The following is a 25,322-nucleotide window of genomic DNA, read 5'->3' on the forward strand; positions in this document are numbered from 1 at the left end:
TAATGGGGACGTAAGTGGCCGATCCGTACAAGACTCTGGGTGTAGCGCGCGACGCGACCGAAGCCGACATCAAGAAGGCGTACCGCAAGCTCGCAAAGGAGCTTCATCCCGATCGCAACAAGGACAACCCTAAGGCGTCGGAGCGGTTCAGCACGGTCACCAACGCGTATGACCTGCTGAACGACAAGGACAAGCGCGCACGGTTTGATCGCGGCGAGATCGACGGCGATGGCAACCCGGCGTCGCCGTTCGGCTTTGGCGGCGGTGGCGGCGGGCGACCGCAGCCCGGCGGCGGCTTCCGCAGCGAAGGCTATGAGAGCGGCCCCGGGGCCCCTGACATGAGCGACATCTTCGAGGGCCTGTTCGGTGGCGCGCAGCGCGGCGGTGGCGGCGGGTTCTCCGGCGGCTTCGGTCGGCGTCCGCAGGCCAAGGGCGAGAACGTCGCGTATCGCCTGCAGGTGCCGTTCGTCGAAGCCGCAACGCTGGAGCCGCAGCGCGTGACGCTGTCCGACGGCAAGACGCTCGACCTCAAGCTGCCGGCGGGCGTCGAGACCGGTACCCAGATGAAGCTTGCAGGCAAGGGCGAGCAGGGTCCAGGCGGCGCTGGCGATGCGATCCTGACGATCGAGGTCCAGCCGCACAAGTTCTTCACGCGCGATGGCGACGACGTCCGCCTCGAACTGCCGATCACGTTGGCCGAGGCGGTGCTGGGCGGTTCGGTCAAGGCGCCGACGGTCGACAAACCGGTGATGCTGACGATCCCCAAGGGCACCACTTCGGGCAAGACGCTCCGCCTCAAGGGCAAGGGTTTCCACAAGAAGGGCGGCACGCGCGGCGACCAGCTGGTCACGCTGATGATCGACATTCCCGCGAGCGATGCGGCGCTGACCGCGTTCGTCGAAAGCTGGGATGGTCGCGATGCGGGGAACCCGCGGGGGCCATGGGCGTCTGAACGCCTTGTGAACGATAGTCCCCTTACGCCCGAAGCGCGCGCACGAACATGGCGCCGCGCGATCCCGTCTCAATCGCGGCATGGCGAAGGTCAGGCCCGGCAGCTACGCGTTCGAGGTTTTCAAGCGCGCGGCGATCGGCGTGTTCAATGACGGGTTCATCCACGCCGGGAATCTGGCCTATCTCGCATTGATGACGGTGTTCCCGTTCTTCATCGTCGCCGCCGCGATCCTGTCGATCTTTGGGCAGAGCGTCGAGACTGTGCGCGCGGTCGAGTCGTTCCTCAACGTCCTGCCGCCCAATGTCGGCGATCTGTTGCGCAAGCCGATCGCCGACGTGCTCGCCGCGCGGACCGGATCGCTATTGTGGCTTGGTGCGCTCGTCGGGCTGTGGACGGTCGGCAGCTTCGTCGAGACGATCCGCGACATCTTCCACCGCGCCTACGGGATCAAGGCAACCGCGCCGTTCTGGAAATCGCGGCTTGGCTCGTCCGCGGTGATCATCCTGTCGGTGGTGATCGCGCTGCTGTCGTTCCTGGTGCAGGGTATCCTCACCGCGGCCGAGCAGTTCATCTACCGCCTACTGCCGTTCGCGCAGGACGCCGCCGGGTGGGTTGGGCTATCTCGTCTTATCCCCGGCCTGCTGATGTTCGGCGCGCTGTACCTGCTGTTCTATTCGGTGACGCCGTCGCGCTATCGCTATTCGAAATGCCGCAAATGGCCGGGCGCGCTGTTCACGACCGCCTGGTGGGTCAGCGCGACCGCGCTGCTGCCGGTGATCCTGTCGCGGCTCGGTGGTTACGACCTGACCTATGGCAGTCTGGCTGGCGTTGTCATCATGCTGTTGTTTTTCTACGTCATCGGGCTCGGGCTGGTATTCGGCGCGCATCTCAACGCGGCACTGGCGGAACCACCCGAAACAACGCTAGAGCAACCCGCTACGGATATGCAGGTATAGGCGGGGATGGCGTGAACGGTTTGATGGCGGGCAAGCGTGGGCTGATCATGGGCCTGGCGAACGATAAGTCGCTGGCCTGGGGGATCGCCAAGAAGCTGTCCGAGGCAGGCGCCGAATTGGCGTTCAGCTATCAGGGCGAGACGATGGAGAAGCGCGTCCGCCCGCTCGCCGAGCAGCTTGGCGTGGCGCGGCTGTTCGATTGCGACGTGTCGGACATGGGCGCGCTCGACGCGACCTTCGACAAGCTGGCGGAAGAATGGCCGACGATCGACTTCGTCGTCCACGCGATCGGCTTTTCGGACAAGAACGAGCTGCGCGGGCGGTTCGTCGATACCAGCCTCGACAATTTCCTGATGACGATGAACATCTCGGTCTATTCGTTCGTCGCGGTTGCGCAGCGCGCCGCCAAGATGATGACCGAGGGCGGCGCGATGCTGACGCTCAGCTATTACGGCGCCGAGAAGGTCATCCCGCATTACAACGTGATGGGCGTGGCGAAGGCTGCGCTAGAGACGAGCGTACAGTATTTGGCGGTTGATCTCGGCCGTGACAACATCCGCGTAAATGCGATCTCGGCGGGTCCGATCAAGACGCTGGCAGCGAGCGGCATCGGCGATTTCCGCCTGATCCTGAAGTGGAACGAGCTGAACTCGCCGCTGAAGCGCAACGTGACGATCGACGACGTCGGCGGCGCGGGTCTGTACCTGCTGAGCGACCTGGCGAGCGGCGTGACCGGCGAGACGCACCACGTCGACGCCGGCTACAACGTGATCGGCATGAAGGCAGAAGACGCCCCCGATATCGCGCTGGCATAGAGTTCAGCGATGCCCGTGATCTTTTCCGATCGCGGGTTTCGCTTCCATTTCTACTCCAGCGAAGGCGATCCGCGCGAGCCGATGCACGTCCACGTCGCAAAGCGCGGTGAGGGTGATGCGAAGTTTTGGCTTTATCCCGAAGTGGCGATGGCCGATAACCGTGGACTGGATGCACGCACCCTGCGATGGCTCACCGAGCAGATAGGTCTTCGCAGGCCAGAAATCGTGAGCGCATGGCATGAGCATTTCGGTACGCCCGACGAGCGTTGAATTCGACGAGGACCAGATGTGGGTCCGGCTCGACGATGGCCGCACGCTGGGTGTTCCGCTCGCCTGGTATCCACGATTGCTGCACGGCTCGCCCGCCGATCGCAGCAAGGTCTGGATCAGTCCGAGCGGTTTGCACTGGGACGAGCTCGACGAGGACATCTCGGTCCAGGGCCTGATCGCCGGTCGCGGCGACATCACACGCATGAACCGCAACGCCGCATGAGCTTCAATACGTTTGGACGGTTGTTCCGCTTCACCACCTGGGGCGAGTCTCATGGGCCTGCGCTGGGGGCGATCGTCGACGGGTGCCCGCCTGGTATTCCGCTGACCGAGGCCGACATTCAGCCCTGGCTCGACAAGCGCCGCCCCGGCACGTCGCGCTTCACGACGCAGCGGCGCGAGCCGGATATGGTCCGCATCCTCTCGGGCGTGTTCGAGGGGCGCACCACCGGCACGCCGATCAGCCTGATGATCGAGAATGTCGACCAGCGCTCGAAGGACTATTCCGACGTCGCCAAGGCCTATCGCCCCGGTCACGCCGATTATGCCTATGACGCGAAATACGGGTTTCGCGATTTCCGCGGTGGTGGCCGCTCCTCCGCGCGCGAGACCGCCGCGCGCGTCGCCGCCGGGGCCGTCGCGCGCCTCGTCGTCCCGCAGGTCCGTATCCGTGCGTGGGTCGAGGCGATCGGCGGCGACGCGATCGACCCCGCGAACTTCGACGATGCACAGATCGACCAGAACCCGTTCTTCTGCCCGGACGCCGCCGCTGCCGCCCGCTGGGAGATACTCGTCGATGCCGCCCGGAAATCCGGATCGTCGCTCGGCGCTGTGATCGCGTGCGAGGCAACCGGCGTGCCAGCCGGCTGGGGCGCGCCACTCTACGCCAAGCTCGATTCCGAACTCGCCTCCGCCTGCATGAGTATCAATGCGGTCAAGGGCATCGAGATCGGCGACGGGTTCGCCGCCGCCGCACTGTCGGGCGAGGCGAACGCGGATCCGATGCGTCCCGGTGCCGACGGTCCCGAGTTCCTCGCCAACCATGCAGGCGGGATCGCGGGTGGGATCGCGACCGGCCAGCCGATCCGCCTACGTGTGGCGTTCAAGCCGACCAGTTCGATCCTCACCCCGGTCGAGACGATCAGCCCCAACGGCGAAGCCGCGACGATCGCCACCAAGGGACGTCACGACCCCTGCGTCGGCATCCGCGGAGTCCCCGTCGTCGAGGCGATGGTGGCGCTCGTTCTAGCCGACCAGGCGTTGCTGCATCGGGGCCAGTGCGGCTGACGACGGAACATACGCAGCGCTGAAGCGCTTGCTCTTCAATAACTTAGGAGAGTGATAATGCGTATTCTAACTTCGATCGCAGCCGCAGCCCTGATCATTCCAGGTGTGGCGATGGCTCAGACGGGCACCACCGGCTCGATGGGCGGCACCACCGGTGGAACGATGAGCGGCGGCACCATGGGTGGTTCGACCATGGGCGGGACGACCGGCGGCATGTCGACCGGCACAATGGATCAGGCGAATCCCTCGACGACCACGCAGTCGACCACGGGGCGCACGCAGCGTGGCACCAAGGCCCGTAGCCGTACGCGCGGTACCACGTCGGGCACGACGAGCGGCACCATGGGCACCGGCACGACGGGCAACACGATGTCCGGGACCACCGGCAGCACGATGGGCGCCGATACCATGGGCGGCACCACGGGCACCACGACTGGTGCGATGGGCGGCACCATGGGTGGCACGACCACCGGTACGATGGGTTCAACCACGGGCGGAACGACCGGCACGACCACGCCGCGCTGATCCAACCGTTCTCACGTAAATGAAAAGCCGGGCGAGCGATCGCCCGGCTTTTTCGTATCAGTCCGAGAACGGATCGCGGACGAGGATCGTGTCGGCACGCTGCGGGCTGGTCGACACCAGCGTCACCGGGCAGCGGATCAGCTCCTCGATACGGCGGATATACTTGATCGCCTGCGCGGGCAGGTCGGCCCAGCTGCGTGCACCAGCGGTCGTTTCCTGCCAGCCTTCCATCGTCTCGTAGATCGGCTCGACCAGCGCCTGGTCGGCCGCATGCGCGGGGAAGTAATCGAGCGTCTCGCCGCGCAAGCGGTAGCCGGTGCAGATCGACACGGTCTCGAACCCGTCGAGCACGTCGATCTTGGTCAGCGCGATCCCGGTGATGCCACCAACCGCCGCCGCCTGGCGCACCAGCACCGCGTCGAACCAACCGCAGCGGCGCTTACGCCCGGTGACCGTGCCGAACTCATGCCCGCGTACGCCCAGGCGCTCGCCAGTCTCATTCTCGAGCTCGGTCGGAAAAGGCCCCGAGCCGACGCGCGTCGTGTACGCCTTGGCGATCCCGAGCACGAAGCCGACCGCGGATGGCCCGAGGCCAGACCCGCCGGCTGCGGCGCCTGCGATGGTGTTCGAGGAGGTGACGAACGGATACGTGCCGTGGTCGACGTCGAGCAGCACGCCCTGCGCGCCCTCGAACAGGATCCGCTTGCCGGCCGAGCGGGCGGCGTTGAGATCGCGCCAGACGGGCTTGGCGAACGGCAGCACGAAGCCGGCGATCTCGCGCAGCTCGGCGATCAGGCGCGCACGATCGATCGGCGGCTCGCCAAAGCCGGCGCGCAGCGCGTCGTGATGCGCGGTGAGGCGATCGAGCTGTGGCCCGAGATCGTCGAGATGCGCGAGATCGCACACGCGGATCGCACGGCGGCCGACCTTGTCCTCATACGCAGGCCCGATGCCGCGACGCGTGGTGCCGATCTTGCCGGCGCCGCTGGCATCCTCGCGCAGACCATCGAGATCGCGGTGGAACGGCAGGATCAGCGCGCAGGTGTCGGCGATCCGCAGCGTCTCCGGGGTCGCGACAACGCCCTGGGAACCCAACCGCGCGATCTCGTCCTTCAGCGCCCAGGGATCGAGCACAACGCCGTTGCCGATGAACGACGGCGTCCCGCGCACGATACCCGACGGCAGCAGCGACAATTTGTAGACGTTCTCGCCGACGACCAGCGTGTGGCCGGCGTTATGCCCGCCCTGGAACCGCACGACCATGTCGGCACGCTCGGCGAGCCAGTCGACGATCTTGCCCTTGCCTTCGTCGCCCCATTGCGCGCCGATGACTGCTACGTTGGCCAAACTCTATCTCCTGAGGATTACGCGCAGCGCCTACAGCGCGCGAGGCTCGCCTGCTACCCATAGATGCGTGCAGACTTGTGCTTCGGGAGTGTCGCCGGCTTCCAGAGCGGCGACGGTGACCCAACCTTGCGCGCGCATTGCGGCGCCTTCCTCGGCTGGGGTTCCGAACGGGAGGAACAGGCGGCGGCGGTCGACGGTGGCGGTACGTTCCACCAGCGCGTCGGTGAACAGCGAGAAGCCGGTGGCGGCTTCCTCGGCGCCGTTCTCGTGGACCACAGTGTAGGTGCCGCCCCGTCCCACTTCGCGTGCGCTGCCATCGGCGAAGAGCGAGAAGCCAAGCCAGGTCTGGTATTCAAACCCGTGCCGCTCGGTCGGATCGAGCGTCAGCGCGACGCGGCCGTCGAGTGCGTCTGCAATCCGCGCGAGACCGTCGAGACGCGACGCGAGCGCACCAGTGGTGTCGAACGCGCGAAGACGATCCATCGCCTGCGCGAACTGCCCGGCGGCTTCGATCAGCGGCAGATAGGCGGGCGCGAGTGCGGCGACAGCACCGGCGTCCTTCGCGTCGAGGCGATCGCGCAAGGTGGCGACCAGATCATCCGCGACGGGAAGAGGTCCGGCGGCGAGCGTCGGCACCAGATCAGGCAGCGTGAAGTCGATCGACGCACCGGTAACGTCCGCGGCGGCGATCATATCGACTGCCACTGCGACGAGTTCCTGCGCGGCGGCAACCGAGTCCAAGCCGATCAGCTCGCAGCCAATCTGCCGGGTCTCACGCGCGGGCGCGAGTTGTGACGCCCGCAGCTTCAGCACCGACCCCGCATAGCTCAGCCGAACCGGCCGCGGGTGATGCCCCATCCGCGTGGCAGCGATCCGCGCGACCTGCGCGGTAATGTCCGGCCGGATTGCGAGTGTGCGTTGCGACACCGGATCGACGAAGCGTACCGCGTCGTGAAGGCCACCGGCTTTGAGGCGCATTTCGAGACCGTCGGCGAATTCGGCGAGTGGTGGGTCGACGCGTTCATAGCCGTGGAGACGCGCCGCTTCGAGCACACGCGCCTCGAGCGCCGCCGCCGAATCGGCGAACGGAGGGAGGCGATCTCGGAAACCTTCAGGGAGCAAAGCAGTCATACGCGTGCCTCTAACCACTTCGCCCCCCGTTCGCGAGCCTTAGAAGTTAAGGCCCATCGCGGTCTTCACGCCGGGAAGCGCGCGGACCTTGGTCAGGAGGTCGGGGGTCACGGCTTCGTCGACCGAGAGGAGAAGCACCGCCTCGCCACCGGCTGACCTACGCCCGAGATGGAACGTCCCGATATTCACCCCAGCCTCGCCAAGCGCCGTCCCAAGACGACCAATGAACCCCGGCGCATCCTCGTTGACGACATACAGCATCGGCCCCGCCAGATCGGCCTCGATCTTGATCCCGAGCAGCTCGACCAACCGCGGTGCCGAATCGCCGAACAGCGTCCCCGCAACAGACCGCTCGCCATCCTCGGTCTTCACCGCGACGCGCAGCAGCGTGTGGTAATCCGCCTCGCGCTCGGTACGCACTTCGCGAACCTCAAGACCACGCTCGCGCGCTAGTACCGGCGCGTTGACCATGTTGACGGTCGCCGTCTGCGTCTGGAGATAGCCGGCAAGCACCGCGCTCACGATCGGCTTCGCGTTCAGGTCTGCCGCCGCTCCCTCAGTATGCACCGAAATCCGCGACACCGCGCCCGTCGTCAGCTGGCCCACCAGCGACCCAAGCTTCTCCGCCAGCGCCATGTACGGCTTCAATTTCGGCGCTTCCTCAGCCGACAGCGACGGCATGTTGAGCGCATTCGTAACGCCGCCCGACATCAGGAAATCGGCCATCTGCTCGGCGACCTGGATCGCGACGTTGACCTGCGCCTCGGTCGTCGACGCGCCGAGATGCGGCGTGCTGACGAAGTTCGGCGTGTTGAACAGCGGCGATGCCTTGGCGGGCTCCTCGACGAACACGTCGAGCGCGGCGCCGCCGACCTGCCCCGAATCAAGCGCCGCCTTCAGCGCGACCTCGTCGATCAGGCCGCCGCGCGCGCAGTTGATGATGCGGACACCCTTCTTGGTCTTGGCGAGCGCCTCAGCCGATAGGATGTTGCGCGTCTGGTCGGTCAGCGGGGTGTGCAGCGTGATGAAGTCGGCGCGCGCGAGCAGTTCGTCGAGCGTGACCTTCTCGACGCCGATCTCGATCGCGCGCTCGGGCGTCAGGAACGGATCGAACGCGACGACCTTCATCTTGAGGCCGCGCGCACGGTCGGCAACGATCGAGCCGATATTGCCCGCACCGATCAGGCCGAGCGTCTTCGACGTCAGCTCGACGCCCATGAAGCGGTTCTTCTCCCACTTGCCGGCCTGCGTGGAAGCGTCAGCTTCCGGGAGCTGGCGGGCGAGCGCGAACATCAGCGCGATCGCGTGCTCGGCGGTGGTGATCGAGTTGCCGAACGGCGTGTTCATCACGACCACGCCCTTTGCCGACGCGGCGGGGATGTCGACATTGTCGACGCCGATCCCGGCGCGGCCGACGACCTTCAGGTTGGTGGCGTGCTCGAGGATTTCCTTGGTGACCTTGGTCGAGCTGCGGATCGCGAGGCCGTCATACTCGCCGATCATCGCCATCAGTTCGGCGGGCGTCTTACCAGTGATCTCGTCGACCTCGACGCCGCGCTCGCGGAAGATCTGCGCCGCGCGGGGATCCATTTTGTCGGAGATGAGGACTTTTGGCATGGGATTGCTCCTGGGAATTCGGTGAATTGGGTGCCGCCTTCCGATCCGATCCTCACCCTCTCCGTCATCCCAGCGGAAGCCGGGACCCACGGTAGCGGTTCGCTTCATAAGCGAATGCTCCGTGTCCATGGGTCCCGGCGTGCGCCGGGATGACGGAATGGGGGTGATTGTTGGAAGAAGGACGTAAAAGACGCGGTAGCTAGTTAAGCCGCCTTGGCGGTCGCGTAGGCCCAGTCGAGCCAGGGGCCGAGCGCCTCGATATCGGTAGTGTCGACGGTCGCGCCGCACCAGATCCGCAGGCCCGGAGGCGCGTCGCGGTAACCCGCCACGTCATACGCGGCGCCGGCCTTTTCGAGCGCCGAGGCCATTGCCTTGATCAGCGCCTCGTCCGCACCCTCGACCGTGAGGCACACGCTGGTCTTCGACCGCGTTGCCGGATCGATCGCGAGATGGCCGAGCCAGTCGCGATCGGCGACGATCTTGTCCAAAGCAGCCGCATTCGCATCCGACCGCTTGATCAGCCCGTCCTCGCCGAGCGACTTCGCCCATTCGAGGCTGAAGATAGCGTCCTCGACGGCCAGCATCGACGGCGTGTTGATCGTCTCGCCCTTGAACACGCCCTCTGTGAGCTTGCCCTTCGAGACGAGGCGGAACACCTTCGGCAGCGGCCACGCCGGCGTGTACGTCTCCAACCGCTCGACCGCACGCGGCCCAAGGATCAGCACGCCGTGTGCACCCTCCCCGCCGAGCACCTTCTGCCACGAGAAGGTGGCGACATCGATCTTCGTCCAGTCGATGTCGTACGCGAACACGCCCGACGTCGCATCGGCGAACGAGAGCCCCTCGCGGTCATCCGGGATCCAGTCCGCGTTCGGCACACGCACACCGCTGGTGGTGCCGTTCCAGGTGAACAGCACGTCGTTCGACCAATCGACCGCATCCAGATCGGGCAGCTGACCGTAATCGGCACGCACGACGGTGGGGTCGATCTTGAGCTGCTTCACGGCATCCGTGACCCAGCCTTCGCCGAAGCTTTCCCAAGCAAGCGCCGTCACCGGCTTCGCGCCCAGCATCGTCCACATCGCCATCTCGTACGCGCCGGTGTCGGAGCCGGGGACGATGCCGATGCGGTGCGTGTCGGGGAGCTTCAGCAGTTCGCGCATCAGGTCGATGCTGTACTGGAGGCGGGTCTTGCCGATCTTCGAGCGATGCGAACGACCGAGCGAATCGGTGGCGAGCTTGTCCGCGGACCAACCCGGAGGTTTCGCGCAGGGACCGGAGCTGAAAAAGGGACGTGCCGGCTTCGTAGCGGGCAGCGCAGGCGCTTCTGTAGCGGGTGCGTAGGTCGTATCAGTCATGTATCTCTCCTCACAGAGAGCACGCGCGGCGTTGGGACCGCGTGGCCCGTCGCCGGCCCTAGCGGCGTTCGCGGGGGTGTCAACCGCGTTCGACCAAGCGCACGTGGCGATGGGACTCGCCCTACCGTGCGCCAAACTCACTCCGTCACCCCGGGCTTGTTCCGGGGTCCACGGTGCCGCACGACCATCGGCATGGGGGACAAGATGATGGGTGGATGCCGGAACAGGCCCGGCATGGCGGAGTGGGTGGTACTGGTTGCGCTCACGCTCACCTTAGTCGCCTGCGGACGGGCCGATCGTCCCACTGCCCCTACTCAAGCCCGCCCCAACCTCTCCGTCCCGAGCAACCGCGAGACCGCGCAGTGCCTCGCCGATCTGCGCCAGTTGCACGTCTCGTTCCAGGTCCTGCCCGACCGCGAGACCGGCCCCGGCTGCGGTCTCAATGGCACCGTGAAGCTCGTCGACATCGGCGTGCCCGTCGCCAATCTCACCGCGGTTCGCTGCGGCGCGGCACGCGCGTTTATTGGCTGGACGCGCAACGCGGTCGCGCCCGCCGCGTACCAGATGCTCGGCAGCGAACTCGCGCGGATCGACAGCATGGGGAGCTATTCGTGCCGCAACATCGTCGGGTCGGCGCGCAACGCAAACCGTCGCTCCGGCCACGCAATCGCCAACGCGATCGATATCGGCGGGTTCGTGCTGAAGGACGGGCGGCGAATCACCGTGCTCAGCGACTGGAACTCGCCCGATCCGCAGGTCCGGCAATTCCTCCAGACGATCCGCGCGTCGGCGTGCAAGCGGTTCGGGACGGTGCTCAGCCCCGACTACAACGCCGCGCACCGCAACCACCTCCATCTCGAAGACGATCGCGCGGGTTTCTGCCGCTGACCCGCACCCAGCCGTCATCCTAAGCTCGACCCGGGACCCAGAGCCAAGAGCCAAGAGCCAAGAGCGTCGCGGTCCGTAACCCTGGATCCCAGCTTTCGCTGGGATGACGGCTGCTTAGAGGACGGAGCTTGGGGTAACTCGGTCTAGCCCTCCCTGCCCCTTTCCTCTAATCGCGCCTGAATGACAGATACACGAGTACCGACGCGCGTTTTTCCGAACGCCAGCCAGGATGCCGAGTCCGCCCGCGACTCCGTTTCCACCCCGCAGACACAGCACCCGCATTACCGGCTCGCCTTCCAGGACATGGATTTCCTGTTGCGCGAAGACCTGCGGCCGGTGCGGTTCCAGCTCGAACTGCTGAAGACCGAACTCGTCCTCGACGAGGCGAAGATCGGCTCGACGTTCGTGTTCTACGGCTCCGCGCGCATCCCCGAGCCCTCGAAGGCGCAGGCGCTGCTGAAGCTCGCGACCGACGAGAAGTCGAAGAAGATCGCCGAGCGGCTGGTCGAGAAGTCGAAATATTACGACGTCGCGCGAGAGCTGGCCGCCAAGGTCAGCGTGCTGCCGCGCGACGAGCGTGGCTGGCGGCAGTTCGTGGTGTGTTCGGGCGGTGGTCCATCGATCATGGAGGCCGCCAACCGCGGCGCTGACGACGTCGGCGCCGAGTCGATCGGGCTCAACATCGTCCTGCCGCACGAGCAGGCACCGAACCCGTATGTGACGCCATCGTTGTCGGTGCAGTTCCACTATTTCGCGCTCAGGAAGATGCACTTCCTGCTGCATGCGCGGGCTCTGGCGGCGTTTCCGGGTGGGTTCGGGACGTTCGACGAGCTGTTCGAGCTGCTGACGCTGATCCAGACGGGGAAGATCCAGCCGATCCCGGTACTGCTGTTCGGACGCGAATTCTGGGAGCGGGTCGTGAACTTCGACGCGCTGGTCGAGGAAGGCGTCGTCAGCGAGAAGGACCTGGGGATCTTCCGCTATGTCGAGACCGCGGACGAGGCCTGGGACGCTGTGCAGTCGTTCTATCGCGAGCGGGCCGAGAAGGAAGCGGCTGAGGCCTGACCTTTTCCTCCGTTCCCCACTACCACCCTCTCCGTCATCCCGGCGCACGCCGGGACCCATGGACACGGAGCGTCCGCTTATGACGCTGACCGCAACCGTGGGTCCCGGCGCCCGCCGGGATGACGGAATGAAGCGGGATCGGAACGTCGACGGCGACCCTGAACGTGGAACTTCCCCATCAAGGGGGAGGATCAAGCCTTGCCAATCATCCCTGCTAGTAGCGATTACTTCTCCGAGCGGGCGCCCTTGCGCGCTGCTTCGGGATCGACCGAGGGCGCACCCGACGCTGGCGTACCGGTGTTGGCGATGTCGGCGGTCGGCGCACCTTCCGTCGCCGCAGCCTCGGCCGCATTCGCAGTCGCCGGCTGATCCATCGCCGCCGCATCCTTGGCCGCCGGCGCAGCGCCAGCCGCAGGCGCCGCGGGGAGCGGCAGGTTCGACCCCTGCTGGTTGAGATACAGGATCACGTTCGCGCGGTCCTGCGCATTGCCGAGGCCGGCGAACGTCATCTTCGTGCCGTTCGCGAACTTGCGCGGTGAGGTCAGCCACGCGTTGAGCTTGTCGAAGTCCCACTTGCCGCCGACGCCCGCCAGCGCCGCGGAGAAGGCGTACCCGCCCTTGCCCTTGGCGATTTCCTCGCCGACCGTGCCGTACAGGTTCGGGCCGACGCCGTTCGCGCCACCCTGGTTGATCGTGTGGCAGGCGGCGCACTTCTTGAACACTTCCGCACCCTTGGCGGCATCGGCGGTCGGCAGCAGCGACGCGATCGGCACTTCGGCGGCGGCACCTTCGCCGCCCTCGGCGACGACGCCCTCGATCGCATAGCCCATCTTCTCGGGGCGCTCGCCGTGGAACATCATGCCCCCGACGATCGACAGACCCAGCGCCGCGCCACACCCTGCGAGCACCCAGCCGGCGATCGTATTGGTCCGATTGTCCATATTGCGCGTCCGCCCCTGTTCTATTTGGGACAGCCATAGAAAACGCGGGCGCGCACCGCAAGCCGCGCTTGAACATGGCTCCTCGGCTCTCTAGGCGCCCGGCTCATGGAAAACTTCGCCGTACCCGCCCGCCCGATCGTCGCGCGGATGACCGAGGCCGCTGCGGCAGACCCCACGCGCGGTCGCGTTCCAGGGTGCGCCGGGCGCCAACAGCCATGTCGCGGCGGTCGAGGCGTTCCCAGACGGCCTGCCCCTGCCCTGCTTCGATTTCTCCGACGCGATCGACGCGGTGAAGGACGGCCGCGCCGACTGCGCGATCATCCCGATCGAAAATTCGCTCCACGGCCGCGTCGCCGACATCCATTTTCTGCTCCCCGAATCGGGGCTGGTGATCACCGGCGAGCATTTCCTGCCGATCCGCCATGCGTTGATGGGCGCCGGCCCGCGAGACGGCATCCGCCAGGCGATGAGCCATCCGCAGGCGCTCGGCCAGTGCCGGCATTGGCTGAAGGCGCACGGGATCGAGCCGGTGAGCTATCCCGACACCGCGGGCGCCGCGGCGAAGGTCGCAGAACTCGCCGATCCTGCGATCGCGGCACTCGCGCCACCTGCCGCAGCCGGGCTGTACGGGCTGGAGCTGCTCGCGACCGACATCGCCGATGCGGATCACAACACGACCCGGTTCGTGGTTCTTGCACGCGGCGGCAAGCCGCCGGCGGCGCAGGAGCCGGTCGGGGCTGAGTGGATGACGACGCTGATCTTTGAGGTGAAGAACGTTCCCGCCGCGCTTTACAAGGCGGTCGGCGGGTTCGCGACCAACGGCGTCAACATCACCAAGCTGGAGAGTTACCAGCGCAATGGCAGCTTTTCCGCGACCGAGTTCTACGCGGATGTGGTCGGCAAGCCGGGGGACACGAACCTCGATCATGCATTGGAGGAACTCGGGTTCCATTCGAAGTGGCTGCGCGTGTTGGGGACGTACCGCCAGGCCCGCTCGCGGGGGTGACGTGATCCTGCCCTGCAAGGGGAGGTGGCTGGCGCAGCCAGACGGAGGGGTGAAACCCTCTCGATAGCGCGATACCCCTCCGTCAGTCCTTCGGCCTGCCACCTCCCCTTGCAGGGGAGGATCGAAGCGGCGTCAGTTCGCCGCGGGCAGCCTGAGCCGTACGAGCAACCCGCCAAGGTCTTCGCTCTCTTCGAGCGCGACGGTCCCCTCGTAGATCTCCGCCACATCGCGCACGATCGCGAGCCCTAGCCCGGTCCCAGGCTTGCCCGTATCCAGTCGCACCCCGCGATCGAAGATACGCACGCGCTCCTCTTCGGGAATCCCGACGCCGTCGTCCTCGACCACGAACTCGACGAAGCCCGACTGCGCGCCGACCGTCACGAACACGCTGCCGCCGCCGTATTTCGCCGCGTTCTCGATCAGATTGCCGAGCATCTCGTCGAGATCCTGCCGCTCGACATGGACCTGAAGCCCGCGCGGCCCCGTCACGTCGATCCGAACATGCCGATACAGCCGCCCAACCGCGCGCTCGACCGATTCGAGGCTCGGCCACACGTCCGCGCGGCTATGTGCCGACCCGCGCCGCCCGACAGCCCGCGCGCGCGAGGTGGTGATCGACCTGCCGCCGCATCGTCCGCGCCTCGCGGATCACCGTGTCGGCGAGATCGTCCGACTGCGCGGTGGCAGCGTTCATGATCACCGTCAGCGGCGTCTTCAGCGCATGCGCGAGGTTGCCGGCGTGACGGCGCGCTTCCTCCGCCTGGCGCTCGTTATGCTCGATCAGCGCGTTGAGTTCCTCGACCATCGGCGCAACCTCGACCGGCATCGCGCTCGACACCCGGTTCGACTGGCCGGCGCGCATCCGCGCGATCTCCTCGCGCACCCGTCGCAGCGGCCACAGCCCATAGAAGGTCTGCAGCGCCGCCATCACGATCAGCCCGAGCGCGAGCAGCGCGAAGCTGCGGACGAGCGTTCGACGCAACGTCGTGATCTGCGCATCGAGCCCGTCGCGGCTCTGCGCGACCTGGAACCGCCAATGCACCTTGGAGCCGGGGATCACCGCATCGCGCTCGACGATCCGCAGCTTCTCGTCGGGAAACTGCGCGCTATCGTAAAAATGCGCGGTGCGGTCGTCATGCGTGCTGCCGAACGCCAATTTCCGATCCCACAGCGAGCGTGACAGCAGGTCGTCCTGCCCCTTGGCCGACACCTGATAATACAGCCCGGAATACGGCTCGAGGAATCGCTGGTCGGCGACGGCCTCGCGGGTGAAAATCACCTCGCCCTCAGGACCGATTTCGGACGAGTTCAGTAGCGAGCGGAGGACGTATTCGAGCTGGTCGTCGAAATTGCGCGTCACCGCCGCCGACAGCACGCGGTCGAGCGCGAACCCGCCGCCGCTGAGCAGCACGCCGATCCACACCGCCGCAATCAGGATCATCCGCCGCGACAGCGATCCCTTCACCGCCGCCGGCACGCGGAGCGGCGTGTCGGCGGTTGGGGGGCAGGTATCGACGCGCTGTCCATAACCGGACCGATCAGGCGTCCGGATCTTCGAGGCTGTAGCCAAGGCCGCGGATCGTCGTGATCACGTCCTGGCCGAGCTTCTTGCGAATCCGCGTGACGAACACCTCGATCGTGTTCGAATCGCGATCGAAATCCTGGTCGTAGATATGCTCGATCAGCTCGGTACGGCTGACGACCTTGCCCTTGTGATGGAGCAAATAACTCAGCAGCTTGTACTCCTGCGCGGTCAGCTTCACCGGCTCGCCAGCGCGCGTGACCTTGCCGCTGCGCGTGTCGAGGCGGATATCGCCCGCGGTCAGCTCCGACGAGGCGTTGCCGCTCGCGCGACGGATCAGCGCCCGCAGACGCGCAATCAGCTCCTCGCTCTGGAACGGTTTCGCCACATAGTCGTCGGCGCCCGCATCGAGCCCGGCGACCTTGTCGGACCAGCTGTCGCGTGCAGTCAGGACTAGCACGGGCATCGTCTTGCCCTCTTTCCGCCAGCGGTCGAGCACGGTCAGCCCGTCAATCTCGGGCAGGCCGAGATCGAGCACGACCGCGTCGTAATTCTCGGTCGAACCGAGGAAATGCCCCTCCTCGCCATCGACCGCGAGATCGATCGCATAGCCGGCGCCCTCAAGGGTATTCTTCAATTGCTGGCCGAGATTCGGCTCGTCCTCGACGATCAGAACGCGCATGATTATCCTCTCGATTGGGGTTTTCAGCGACCCGTGCGGCCGACGATCTGGCCGGTGCGGCCATCGACGTCGACCCAGATGACGGTTCCATCGCGCAGGAATTTCAGCGTGTAAATGGCGCTGCCCGAATCATAGTCCGAGCCGAGATACTGCGCCCCCTTCATCGTCGGGATCACGCGCGACTCGATCTCGCGCAAAGACGGCGCTCCGGTCCTGCGCGCCTCCAACGCCGACATCTGGTCGCTGCGACGTTGCGGGGGCTCGCCCACCAACAGGGGTGCCGCACCCATCAGCAAAGGCGCCGCGGCCAAGGTCGCAAGGAAAAGCAACATCTTCATCGCCGTGGCATAGGGCCTGCGCATTGAACAGCCTGTGAATGAGGCGGCGCATGGTCCTGACGCCGGTTACCACGACGGTGTAACTTGCCTGCATCACTTGGCGCCCCTACGTGGCGCGAACATGGCAGCACCAATCTTAGCATTCGAAGGCCTCGGACTCGTCCAGGGCTCGGGATGGCTCTTTCGCAACCTCGACATCCACATCGGCCCGCGCGACCGGCTCGCACTGATCGGCCGCAACGGCGCCGGCAAGACGACCTTGCTCAAACTGCTCGGCGGCAGCGTCATCGCCGACGAAGGCCGCCGAGTGATCGTCCCCGGCACCCGCGTCGTGATCCTCGAGCAGGAGCCCGACCTGCGCGGCTTCGCGACGTTGCGCGATTACGTGATGGCGGGCGACGACGCGCCGGTGAATTACGAAGCGGATTCGATCGCGGATCAGCTCGGCATCGACCTCTCGCGCGAGGCGGCGTCGGCGTCGGGTGGCGAGCGGCGCCGCGCGGCGATCGTCCGCGCGTTGTCGCAGGACCCCGACGTGCTGCTGCTCGACGAGCCGACCAACCATCTCGACATCGGCGCGATCGAGTGGATCGAGGAGTGGCTCAAGCGCTTCCGCGGCGCGTTCGTCGTCATCAGCCATGATCGCACCTTCCTGACCCGCCTGACCAAGCAGACCTTGTGGCTCGATCGCGGCGCGATCCGCCGCGCGGAGGTCGGCTTCGGCGGGTTCGAGGCGTGGACCGAGCAGGTCTATGCCGAGGAACAGCGCCAGGCCGAGAAACTCGATGCACGCCTGAAGCTGGAGGAGCATTGGCTGCTGCGCGGCGTCACCGGCCGTCGCAAGCGCAACCAGGGTCGCCTGACCAAGCTGCACGAGATGCGCGCCGAACGTGCGTCGATGATCGGGCCGCAGGGGTCGGCGAACCTGACGACCAGCAGCGACGACTCCAAGACGAAGGTCGTGATCGACGCCAAGAACGTCACCAAGGCGTATGGCGACCGCACGATCATCGGCGACCTGACGCTCCGGGTGACGCGCGGCGACCGCATCGGCATCGTCGGCCGCAACGGCGCGGGCAAATCGACGCTGTTGAAGCTGCTCACCGGCGAGATCCAGCCCGACAGCGGCTCGATCAAGCTGGCACAGACGCTGGACGCAGTCGTGATCGATCAGCAGCGCAGCCTGATGGCGCCGGAGAAGACGGTCCGCGAAGTCGTCGTCGACGGCGGCGAATGGATCGACGTGCTCGGCGTGCGCAAGCACATCCACGGCTATCTGAAGGACTTCCTGTTCGACCCGAACATGGTCGACGCGAAGATCGGCTCGCTGTCGGGTGGCGAGCGTTCGCGGCTGTTGCTGGCACGCGAGTTCGCCAAGCCATCGAACCTGCTGGTGCTCGACGAGCCGACCAACGATCTCGATCTCGAGACGCTCGACCTGTTGCAGGAGGTGATCGGCGATTACGACGGCACCGTGCTGATCGTCAGCCATGACCGCGACTTTCTCGACCGCACCGTGACGATCACGCTCGGGCTGGACGGGTCGGGGACGGTCGACGTCGTCGCGGGCGGGTATGAGGATTGGGAAAAGCGTCGCGCCTCGACGACGACCGGCAAGCGCGCCTCGAAGAAGGTCGCCGCCACTGCACCGCCGGCTGCCGCCCCCGCGCGAAACTGACGTACAAGGATCAGCGAGACTATGAATTGCTGCCCAAACGAATCGAGGAACTCGACGCGCAGATGGCGGCCGATGCGGCTAAACTCGCCAAGCCCGACCTGTACATGCGCGATACTGCGACGTTCGCGAGACTGACCAAGGCGATCGAAACCGCGCGGGCGGAGAAGGAGTCGGCCGAGCTACGCTGGCTCGAGCTTGCAGAAATGGTTGAAGGCACGTCTTAAACTAGATTTAGCTGGACTTTTATGCCTTTGATAACTAGGGGAACCAGCTTGCAATTGCTGCGTTGCGGCAGTTCGGTTCGTTTATTGTGGAGATGTTTATGAAGCTCAAGGCCCTTACCGGCAGCGCACTTGCTGTTGCAATGATGACCACCTCGGTTGCAGCGTCGGCTGCTCCTGCCAGCCTGTCGGTTGCGAACGCACGCACGGGTTCGGCAACTGCCAACAAGAGCGAGCTCGCTGGCGGCGGCGGCATCTTCGCGATCCTGATCGCAGCTGGCGTTGCAGCCATCGGCGTGATTGCTATCGTCAAGGACGATAACAACGACGATTCGGACAGCAACTAAGCGTTTCGGGCCGACGCCAAACGCGTCGGCCCACTCGTTTCGCGGCTAGAGCGGCTTACCGGCCCGACCCGCGAGATCCACGATGAACTGCCACGCTACGCGGCCCGAACGGCTCCCGCGACGCGTCGCCCACGAAACCGCATCGGTGGTTTCGAACTCCAGATCGTTTGCTCTGGCATAGGCCGCAACGATCGCAAGATACCCATCCTGATCCAGCGCGTGAAAGCCCAGGCTGAGACCGAAACGGTCTGCCAAGGCCATATGGTCGTCCGCCGAGTCGCGCGGATTGATCGCGCTTTCCTGTTCGGCGATATCACGTGGCGCGAGATGCCGACGGTTTGCGGTGACGACCAAGCGAACATTGGCGGGCCTCGGCTCTGCCCCGCCCTCCAGGATCGATCGCAGCGCGCGCGCATCGGCCGGCACATCGAACCCCAGATCGTCGATGAACACCACGAAGGCGCGATCGACCCGCGCCAACGCATCGAACAATGCCGGTAGCCCGCTCAGGTCCGACACCTCGACCAGCGCGAGATCACCAGGCGATGTTACATCCCGCGCTTCCCCCTGCACCGCTGCGACCGCGCTCTTCACCAGCGCCGACTTGCCCGTGCCGCGCGCGCCCCACAGCAATACGTCCTGCGCAGCATAGCCGGTCGCCAGATGACGCAGGTTCGCGATCAGCGCAGCCTTCTGACGATCGACGCCGATCAGCATGTCGAGCGCAAGCGGCGCGAAGCGGCGGACCGGAATCAATGATCCGCTACGCCAGACATAGGCGGGGTGAATAAGGGGATCGGCCGGCGGCGGCGGCGGCGGCGAAAGCCGCTCCAGCGCGGCGGCGATGCGGTCCAATGGGTCGGTCATGGCTCGCTCTTGGCGGCTTGCAGCCGGTTGAACAAGCATCCAACGAGACAGCGTTCAGCTGGAAATGCACCGACTGGACGGGCCTTCAACCGAGTTGGCGGAGATGTCCTGCGATCGCGCCATCGTCCGGTGCAAGCCGGGTCGCCTTGACCAGCACCTGCCGAGCGCCCGCGGTATCGCCGCTCGCCGCCAGCGCGATACCATAGGCATCGGCGGCAGCGGCGTTCATCGGCATCAAGGCATAGGCCGCGCGGCCGTAGCGGACCGCGATCGCGCCATCGTCGCTTCCCGCATAGGCCAGCGCAAGATCGACGAGCACGCCGCCATCGCGGTTGCCAACACGGCGGCGGAGGCCTTCCAACGTCTCGATCGCCCGCCCCCAATCGCCCGACGCAACCTGCCAATGGCCTAGCAGCCGCTGTCCGGCCACGCTCTGAGGGTTCTGCGACAGATACAAAGCGAGCGACGCCGCGGCATCCTCACCGCGACCAGCGCGGCCCAGGGCGTCGACCAGCCTGAGCATGGTCGGCTCGTCGAACGCGAGGTCCGCCGCACGCGCATAGGTGCCGGCGGCCTCGCCAAAACGCCCCGCGGCGACCAGCGAGTCGCCGAGTGCCAGCTGCGCGGCCGGTGCCCCCGGCCCCGCCGCTACCAGCGTACGCGCACGCGTGATCGCGCCTGCGGTATCGCCACTAGCAAGTTGGCCGCGGATCACGCCAAGAACATAGGTCGGGTCGTCGATCGCGGTATCGGCCCCGGCCATCAATGCGCCAAGCGAGATCGTCAGTCGCAAACGCAGCGGCAGGTGCGGCGGGGCCGGTCGCAGCGCGGTCGAGAAATTGTGCGGCCATAGCCCGGTCGCCGGTGGCTTCGCAGGCGCGCGCGATCAACATGAGCGTGTAGCTGTCGGCGTCGCGGCGCAATCCGATCGGTCGCAGCACGTCGAGCGCGCCACGCGGATCGCCGGAACGCAGCAGAGCCGCGCCCAGCAAGCGTCGGGCGACGATGTTGAGCGGCTGTTCGGTCATCAGCTGGCGCCAGGTGGTCGCGGCCTGTTCGAACTTACCCTGCGCATGATCGAGGTTCGCCGAAAGCAGCAACGCGCCCGGCAGGCCACCAATCGCTCCCCCGTGCGCCGAAGCAGCGCACGGGCCAGGTCGATTCGCCCTGCCCGCGCGGCGAGCACCGCCTGGAGATACAGCGCCTGGGGGCTACCCGGTCGGGCCTGCAATGCGCGCCGCGTCGCGACCAGCATGTCGGCGTTGCGTCCGACGTCGCCCAACGTCGCGGCATATTCGATCAGCGCCGGATGGTAATAGGCATCGCGCTTGAGCGCTGCTTCGAACCACGGGAGCGCCGCCACCAACCCGTAGCGGTCACGGATCACCTCGCCCTGCAGCGTCAGTGCGGAGGGCTCGCGCGGTGCCAGCGCCACCGCGCGCTGCGGCGACCGATGCATCGCCGACATCGCCGGCAGTCAGTCGGATACGGCCGAGATCGGTCCATGCCGCTGAGTCATCCGGCGCGCCGTCGAGCAGCGTCTGCAGGATTGTGCGTGCGTCGGCCAGCTTGCCCTGCGACGCAAGCGCGCGCCTGGATACGCTGAGCATAGGCAGCGTAGCGAGGCTGCGCCGCTGCGGCTTCGTCGATCGCGCCTTCCGCGTCGCCCTGCAACAAGCGTGCATGCGCCAGAAGCTGGTGCAGCCGATCCGCGGACAGCCCGGCATCGACCGCTCGTGCGAGCTCGGCTTCGGCTGCAAGCCCGTCGCCGAGTTCGAGATAGGCGCGCGCCAGCACGGCATGGGCGATTCCCAGCGTCGGCATCGCGGCGACGGCCGCTTGCGCATTGGTCCGCGCCGCGCTGTAATTCCCTGCCTCCAACGTCGTCAGGCTGTCGGCAAGCGACCGGCGCGCATCGGGCCGCGGCGAGCGCATCGCCAATCCGACACCGATCGCCACCACCAGCAGACACAACACGCAGATCGCGAGCAGCCGCGGACGATTGCCGGACAGCACGGCGGACAGCGCGATCGGCATCCTGAACCGCCGCCGCCGGCGCCGCCGCAGCATCGGATAGGTCGCCTCAGGCATGGAGATCGTAGCTTTTCAGCAGATCGTACAGCGTCGGTCGGCTGATCCCGAGCAACCGCGATGCCCCCGCGATATTGCCATCCGAGCGCGCGAGCGCCTGACGGATCGCCTTGCGATCGGCGAGCTCGCGCGCGGCGCGCAGATTGAGCATGGATGCGTCCTCCGCCTTGCCGTCGAGATCGAGGTCGGTTGCGGTGATCAGCTTGCCGTCCGCCATGATGACCGCACGCTTGATCCGGTTCTCCAGTTCGCGGACGTTGCCCGGCCACCCCCAGCCATCGATCGCAGCACGCGCGTCGGGAGCAAGGCCGGTGACGACGGGGTTCATCGACGTGGCGTAGCGCGTGACGAAGTGACGCGCGAGCAATACCGCGTCGCCGGTCCGATCGGCCAGCGCGGGGATCCGTACGACGATCTCCGCGAGGCGGTAATACAAGTCTTCGCGGAACCGCCCGTCGGCGACCATCGCGTCGACATTCTGGTGCGTCGCGCAGACGATCCGGGTGTCGACCGGGATCGCTTTGCGCCCGCCGACGCGTTCGATCACGCGCTCCTGAAGAAACCGCAACAGCTTGACCTGAAGCGCGAGCGGCACGTCGCCGATCTCGTCGAGGAAGAGCGTGCCACCGGCTGCCTGTTCGATCTTGCCTTCGGTCGTCTTCACGGCGCCCGTGAACGCGCCTTTTTCGTGACCGAACAACTCGCTTTCGAGCAACGTCTCGGGAATCGCCGCGCAGTTGATCGCGACGAAATTGCCGCGCGATCGCGGCGAGGCGTCGTGGAGTCCGCGCGCGAGCAGTTCCTTGCCGGTACCACTCGCACCGAGCAGCATCACCGAGACGTTGGCGGGGGCGACTCGCTCCAGCGTACGCGTGACCGCCGCCATCTCGGGCGACGCGCTGATAAGGCCACCGAACCCGCCTGCGTCGATCCGTGCCGCGAGGCGTCGGTTTTCGGCCTCCAGCGCGTGGACGTGAAACGCGCGACTGACGATCATGCCCAGCGCATCGATATCGATCGGCTTGGCGTAGAAATCCCAGGCTCCGTCGGCAATCGCCTGCAACGCGCTTTCACGCGCGCCGTGGCCAGAGGCGACGATCACCTTGGTATCGGGCTTGATGGCGAGGATGTCGCGCAGCGTGGCGAACCCTTCGGTGACGCCGTCCGGGTCGGGCGGTAACCCCAGGTCGAGTGTGACGACGGCGGGCTCATGCGCGCGGATCGCATCCAGCGCCTGTGTCCGATCGCTGGCAACGACGATCTCATACCCCTCATACGCCCAGCGAAGCTGACGCTGAAGCCCAACATCGTCCTCAACGATCAGCAGGACCCGCCGCGGTCCCTCGCTCGTGCCGCCGCTCATGCCGCCGCCTCCAGCGACGCGACCGCAGGAAGCAGGACGCGGAACCGGGTCCCCTCACCTTCGCGACTAGTGACATCGAGCGCGCCGCCCATCGCATGCACCAGCTGGCGTGCCTCGAACGCACCGATACCGAATCCTGTCGGTTTCGAGGAGACGAACGGGCGGAACAGCTGGTCGCGCACAAAGCCTGGCGCCATTCCGCTGCCATGATCGATCACGTCGACCGCGACCCGGTCGCCGACCGTCTCGACCGACAGCAGGATGGGCGCATCGGCATCGCTCGCCTCGATCGCATTCTGGACGAGATGACCCAGTACCTGTTCGAGACGCGCGGCGTGACCGAGCGCGAAAACCGACGCGGCGCGCGCGGCGATCGGGTGCTGGCCACGTCGGCTGGCTGCGACGCGCTCGACGATCGCCGCGACGTCGAGTGGCTGAAGCGGCTCTCCGCGGACCGGGCCATGCTGCGAGAGACGAGCGAGCAACACGTTCATGCGGTCTGAAGAATCCTTGAGGGTGGCCACCATATCGACGCGAAACTCGGGATTGTCGGCATGGCGCTCGGCATTGCGCGCGACCAGCGTCAATTGGCTAACGAGGTTCTTGATGTCGTGCAGGATAAACGCGAAGCGCCGGTTGAACTCGTCGAACCGCGCCGCATCGGCAAGTGCGGCATGCGCCCGGCCCTCGGCCAGATAGCTTGCCGCCTGCCGCCCGGCGACCCGGAGCAGGTCGAAATCCTCCCAGTCTAGCGCCCGGTCGACGGGTGGTCGCGCGAGCACGATCGCCCCTACCAGCGCGCCGCCATGGATCAGCGGGACGATCGCCCATGCATCCGGGCATTCCTGAAGCCAGCGGGGAACGCTGGCCATGTCCTCAGCCGGCGCGGTGCCTGCGCGGACACGATCCAGTTCGATGATCCGGGCGTCCCTGGCGAGGAACCGGGCCAGCGTGTCATCCTGCGGACCGGTGGCGGCACAGTCCCAGTTCCACATGGCTTCCGGCCCTAGCGATATGCCGTCGGCCACCAGCAACAGGCCACCCGGCGAGTCGGTCAGGTCGGCGATCGACTTTACGACACGCGCGTGCAGCGTATCGGCACCGGCCGCCGGCTTGCCCAGCGTGTCGGTAAAGCGTTGCCATTCCGCACGGTAGTCATAGCGATGACGAAAGAGATGCTTGGCGACCTTCACCTTGGTCCAGGCCCGCAGCCACGGGGTCGAGAGCATCGCCAGCGCGCCGGCGGTCGCACCAAAGACGATCGCGGTCTGGGCGACGCGGACATAGGGACCAGCATAGCTGGCGGCGATGCTGGTCGCGAGCGCGGTCAGGCCGGCGTACAGGATCAACGCCACCGTCGACAGCGCACGCACCGTGATCGGCCGCGACAAGGCGAGCGTCCAGTCACCGCTGCGGTGTACGCCGACCACCAGCAACGCCGCGACGCCGGTCATGACGATGCCGCGCACGACGATCGCCGCGGGCATCCACCGCATGTCAAAATACACGCCCGCAGACACGAGCAGGTCGACGCCCCACATCGCTGCGAGCGCGAGCACGACAAGACGGATGCCGCCCCGCGACGGAGGTGCCGCCTGGTACAGATGGTGGACCAGCACCAGACCGCTGACCGCGCTCATCATTCGAAATACGACACGGGCCGACTCGACCGCCGTCAGCGCGTCGGCGTCCAGCCCCATCCGCACGGCAACCGCGAGCATCGCCGCGGTTCCGGCAAGCGCCATCACCACGAAATACACCGCGCCGAGCGCATAATTGCCGGCGCGATCGCGCCGGACGAGCGCGAGCATGAAGCCGAGCCACGCGATGTCGCGCGCGCTTGCGACGATCCGTGTCGCGACATCGCGTGTGTCGATCCCGGCGACCGCAAGCGCCCAAAGGCTTGTCGTCGCGAGCGCAACGACGAACGCGGCATGCGGCCATTGACCGCTCGGCTGCCGGACCTGGGTCAGCGCCAGCGCACCGAACAGCAGAGCGGCCAGCGCGTAACTCCACAGGGTTAACGTTGTGATCATGCCTGGGACATCACGACGC

General features: G+C 66.4%; 24 protein-coding genes and 4 pseudogenes. 12 read left to right on the forward strand and 16 right to left on the reverse strand.

The genetic code is table 11. The features are described 5' to 3' along the window. Nucleotides 1-14 precede the first annotated feature (14 nt). The 7 genes and pseudogenes from QP181_RS12400 to QP181_RS12430 all read left to right on the forward strand — a co-directional run. Nucleotides 15-935: pseudogene (locus tag QP181_RS12400) on the forward strand (DnaJ C-terminal domain-containing protein); the annotation flags it as partial. A 97-nt stretch (nt 936-1,032) separates the two neighbouring features. Further along, the gene (locus QP181_RS12405) at nt 1,033-1,908 is read left to right on the forward strand and encodes a YihY/virulence factor BrkB family protein (protein WP_333928694.1); all 876 of its coding nucleotides are present in this window, start codon (nt 1,033-1,035) and stop codon (nt 1,906-1,908) included. Between the two features lie 11 nt (nt 1,909-1,919). Then, entirely contained in the window at nt 1,920-2,723 is an 804-nt protein-coding gene (fabI, locus tag QP181_RS12410) for an enoyl-ACP reductase FabI (protein WP_107964572.1), read from the forward strand. Nucleotides 2,724-2,732: 9 nt separating this feature from the next. Continuing rightward, nucleotides 2,733-2,993 (forward strand): DUF4160 domain-containing protein, encoded by a 261-nt coding sequence (locus QP181_RS12415; RefSeq protein ID WP_333928695.1) that lies wholly within the window; start codon nt 2,733-2,735, stop codon nt 2,991-2,993. Next, nucleotides 2,962-3,216 (forward strand): DUF2442 domain-containing protein, encoded by a 255-nt coding sequence (locus tag QP181_RS12420; RefSeq protein WP_333928696.1) that lies wholly within the window; start codon nt 2,962-2,964, stop codon nt 3,214-3,216. Before QP181_RS12415 ends, QP181_RS12420 begins: the two co-directional genes overlap by 32 nt. Next, a complete protein-coding gene (aroC, locus tag QP181_RS12425) occupies nt 3,213-4,280 on the forward strand; it encodes a chorismate synthase (protein WP_333928697.1) in 1,068 nt (355 codons plus the stop codon). The genes QP181_RS12420 and aroC overlap by 4 nt, the downstream gene beginning before the upstream one ends. A 57-nt stretch (nt 4,281-4,337) precedes the next feature. Beyond that, on the forward strand, nt 4,338-4,805 hold the full coding sequence (locus tag QP181_RS12430) for a hypothetical protein (protein WP_333928698.1): 468 nt from the start codon (nt 4,338-4,340) through the stop codon (nt 4,803-4,805). A gap of 57 nt (nt 4,806-4,862) precedes the next feature. Here QP181_RS12430 and QP181_RS12435 read toward each other — a convergent pair whose 3' ends face one another. From QP181_RS12435 to QP181_RS12450, 4 genes are all read right to left on the reverse strand, one after another. Further along, nucleotides 4,863-6,152 carry an adenylosuccinate synthase gene (locus tag QP181_RS12435; RefSeq protein ID WP_333928699.1) on the reverse strand — a complete coding sequence of 430 codons (1,290 nt, stop codon included), beginning with the start codon at nt 6,150-6,152 and terminating at the stop codon, nt 4,863-4,865. A gap of 30 nt (nt 6,153-6,182) precedes the next feature. Further along, nucleotides 6,183-7,283: an ATP phosphoribosyltransferase regulatory subunit gene (locus QP181_RS12440; protein ID WP_333928700.1), complete on the reverse strand. Its 1,101-nt coding sequence runs from the start codon at nt 7,281-7,283 to the stop codon at nt 6,183-6,185. Nucleotides 7,284-7,322: 39 nt separating this feature from the next. Then, a complete protein-coding gene (serA, locus tag QP181_RS12445; RefSeq protein ID WP_192975134.1) occupies nt 7,323-8,900 on the reverse strand; it encodes a phosphoglycerate dehydrogenase in 1,578 nt (525 codons plus the stop codon). Nucleotides 8,901-9,103: 203 nt separating this feature from the next. Then, the gene (locus tag QP181_RS12450) at nt 9,104-10,258 is read right to left on the reverse strand and encodes a phosphoserine transaminase (RefSeq protein ID WP_333928701.1); all 1,155 of its coding nucleotides are present in this window, start codon (nt 10,256-10,258) and stop codon (nt 9,104-9,106) included. A gap of 234 nt (nt 10,259-10,492) precedes the next feature. On the opposite strand from QP181_RS12450, the gene QP181_RS12455 reads away from it, so the two are divergent. Continuing rightward, on the forward strand, nt 10,493-11,146 hold the full coding sequence (locus QP181_RS12455) for an extensin family protein (protein WP_443027592.1): 654 nt from the start codon (nt 10,493-10,495) through the stop codon (nt 11,144-11,146). A gap of 180 nt (nt 11,147-11,326) precedes the next feature. Next, nucleotides 11,327-12,211 carry an LOG family protein gene (locus tag QP181_RS12460; RefSeq protein WP_333928703.1) on the forward strand — a complete coding sequence of 295 codons (885 nt, stop codon included), beginning with the start codon at nt 11,327-11,329 and terminating at the stop codon, nt 12,209-12,211. 224 nt (nt 12,212-12,435) lie between these two features. Here the strand turns inward: QP181_RS12460 and QP181_RS12465 are convergent, their stop codons facing one another. Continuing rightward, on the reverse strand, nt 12,436-13,152 hold the full coding sequence (locus QP181_RS12465; protein ID WP_333928704.1) for a c-type cytochrome: 717 nt from the start codon (nt 13,150-13,152) through the stop codon (nt 12,436-12,438). 105 nt (nt 13,153-13,257) lie between these two features. Here QP181_RS12465 and QP181_RS12470 point away from each other — a divergent pair. Further along, nucleotides 13,258-14,158: pseudogene (locus tag QP181_RS12470) on the forward strand (prephenate dehydratase). Between the two features lie 132 nt (nt 14,159-14,290). On the opposite strand, the pseudogene QP181_RS12475 reads toward QP181_RS12470, so the two are convergent. The 3 genes and pseudogenes from QP181_RS12475 to QP181_RS12485 all read right to left on the reverse strand — a co-directional run bounded on the left by QP181_RS12475 (nt 14,291) and on the right by QP181_RS12485 (nt 16,700). Beyond that, nucleotides 14,291-15,599: pseudogene (locus tag QP181_RS12475) on the reverse strand (sensor histidine kinase). A gap of 97 nt (nt 15,600-15,696) precedes the next feature. Beyond that, nucleotides 15,697-16,362 carry a response regulator transcription factor gene (locus tag QP181_RS12480; RefSeq protein WP_056061146.1) on the reverse strand — a complete coding sequence of 222 codons (666 nt, stop codon included), beginning with the start codon at nt 16,360-16,362 and terminating at the stop codon, nt 15,697-15,699. A gap of 23 nt (nt 16,363-16,385) precedes the next feature. Continuing rightward, nucleotides 16,386-16,700: a hypothetical protein gene (locus QP181_RS12485; protein WP_132736481.1), complete on the reverse strand. Its 315-nt coding sequence runs from the start codon at nt 16,698-16,700 to the stop codon at nt 16,386-16,388. A 121-nt stretch (nt 16,701-16,821) separates the two neighbouring features. Here QP181_RS12485 and QP181_RS12490 point away from each other — a divergent pair. Both QP181_RS12490 and QP181_RS12495 read left to right on the forward strand, forming a co-directional pair. After that, nucleotides 16,822-18,602: pseudogene (locus tag QP181_RS12490) on the forward strand (ABC-F family ATP-binding cassette domain-containing protein). Nucleotides 18,603-18,700: 98 nt separating this feature from the next. Continuing rightward, a complete protein-coding gene (locus tag QP181_RS12495; RefSeq protein WP_243693167.1) occupies nt 18,701-18,946 on the forward strand; it encodes a hypothetical protein in 246 nt (81 codons plus the stop codon). Nucleotides 18,947-18,991: 45 nt separating this feature from the next. Here QP181_RS12495 and QP181_RS12500 read toward each other — a convergent pair whose 3' ends face one another. From QP181_RS12500 to prsK, 8 genes are all read right to left on the reverse strand, one after another. Beyond that, nucleotides 18,992-19,813: an ATP-binding protein gene (locus QP181_RS12500; RefSeq protein ID WP_333928705.1), complete on the reverse strand. Its 822-nt coding sequence runs from the start codon at nt 19,811-19,813 to the stop codon at nt 18,992-18,994. Between the two features lie 85 nt (nt 19,814-19,898). Then, complete coding sequence (locus QP181_RS12505) at nt 19,899-20,576, reverse strand: tetratricopeptide repeat protein (RefSeq protein ID WP_333928706.1); 678 nt, start codon at nt 20,574-20,576, stop codon at nt 19,899-19,901. Continuing rightward, a complete protein-coding gene (locus QP181_RS12510) occupies nt 20,506-20,841 on the reverse strand; it encodes a tetratricopeptide repeat protein (protein WP_333928707.1) in 336 nt (111 codons plus the stop codon). Before QP181_RS12510 ends, QP181_RS12505 begins: the two co-directional genes overlap by 71 nt. After that, nucleotides 20,841-21,281: a hypothetical protein gene (locus QP181_RS12515; protein ID WP_333929694.1), complete on the reverse strand. Its 441-nt coding sequence runs from the start codon at nt 21,279-21,281 to the stop codon at nt 20,841-20,843. The genes QP181_RS12510 and QP181_RS12515 overlap by 1 nt, the downstream gene beginning before the upstream one ends. Continuing rightward, nucleotides 21,190-21,423, reverse strand: coding sequence for a tetratricopeptide repeat protein (locus tag QP181_RS12520; protein WP_333928708.1), 234 nt, complete (start codon nt 21,421-21,423; stop codon nt 21,190-21,192). Before QP181_RS12520 ends, QP181_RS12515 begins: the two co-directional genes overlap by 92 nt. Further along, on the reverse strand, nt 21,329-21,904 hold the full coding sequence (locus tag QP181_RS12525) for a hypothetical protein (protein WP_333928709.1): 576 nt from the start codon (nt 21,902-21,904) through the stop codon (nt 21,329-21,331). The genes QP181_RS12520 and QP181_RS12525 overlap by 95 nt, the downstream gene beginning before the upstream one ends. Continuing rightward, nucleotides 21,897-23,267 carry a PEP-CTERM-box response regulator transcription factor gene (gene prsR, locus QP181_RS12530; protein ID WP_333928710.1) on the reverse strand — a complete coding sequence of 457 codons (1,371 nt, stop codon included), beginning with the start codon at nt 23,265-23,267 and terminating at the stop codon, nt 21,897-21,899. Before prsR ends, QP181_RS12525 begins: the two co-directional genes overlap by 8 nt. Continuing rightward, nucleotides 23,264-25,303: an XrtA/PEP-CTERM system histidine kinase PrsK gene (gene prsK / locus QP181_RS12535; protein ID WP_333928711.1), complete on the reverse strand. Its 2,040-nt coding sequence runs from the start codon at nt 25,301-25,303 to the stop codon at nt 23,264-23,266. Before prsK ends, prsR begins: the two co-directional genes overlap by 4 nt. Nucleotides 25,304-25,322 lie beyond the last annotated feature (19 nt).

This window comes from Sphingomonas sp. LR55, assembly GCF_036856015.1.
GTDB lineage: Bacteria > Pseudomonadota > Alphaproteobacteria > Sphingomonadales > Sphingomonadaceae > Sphingomonas.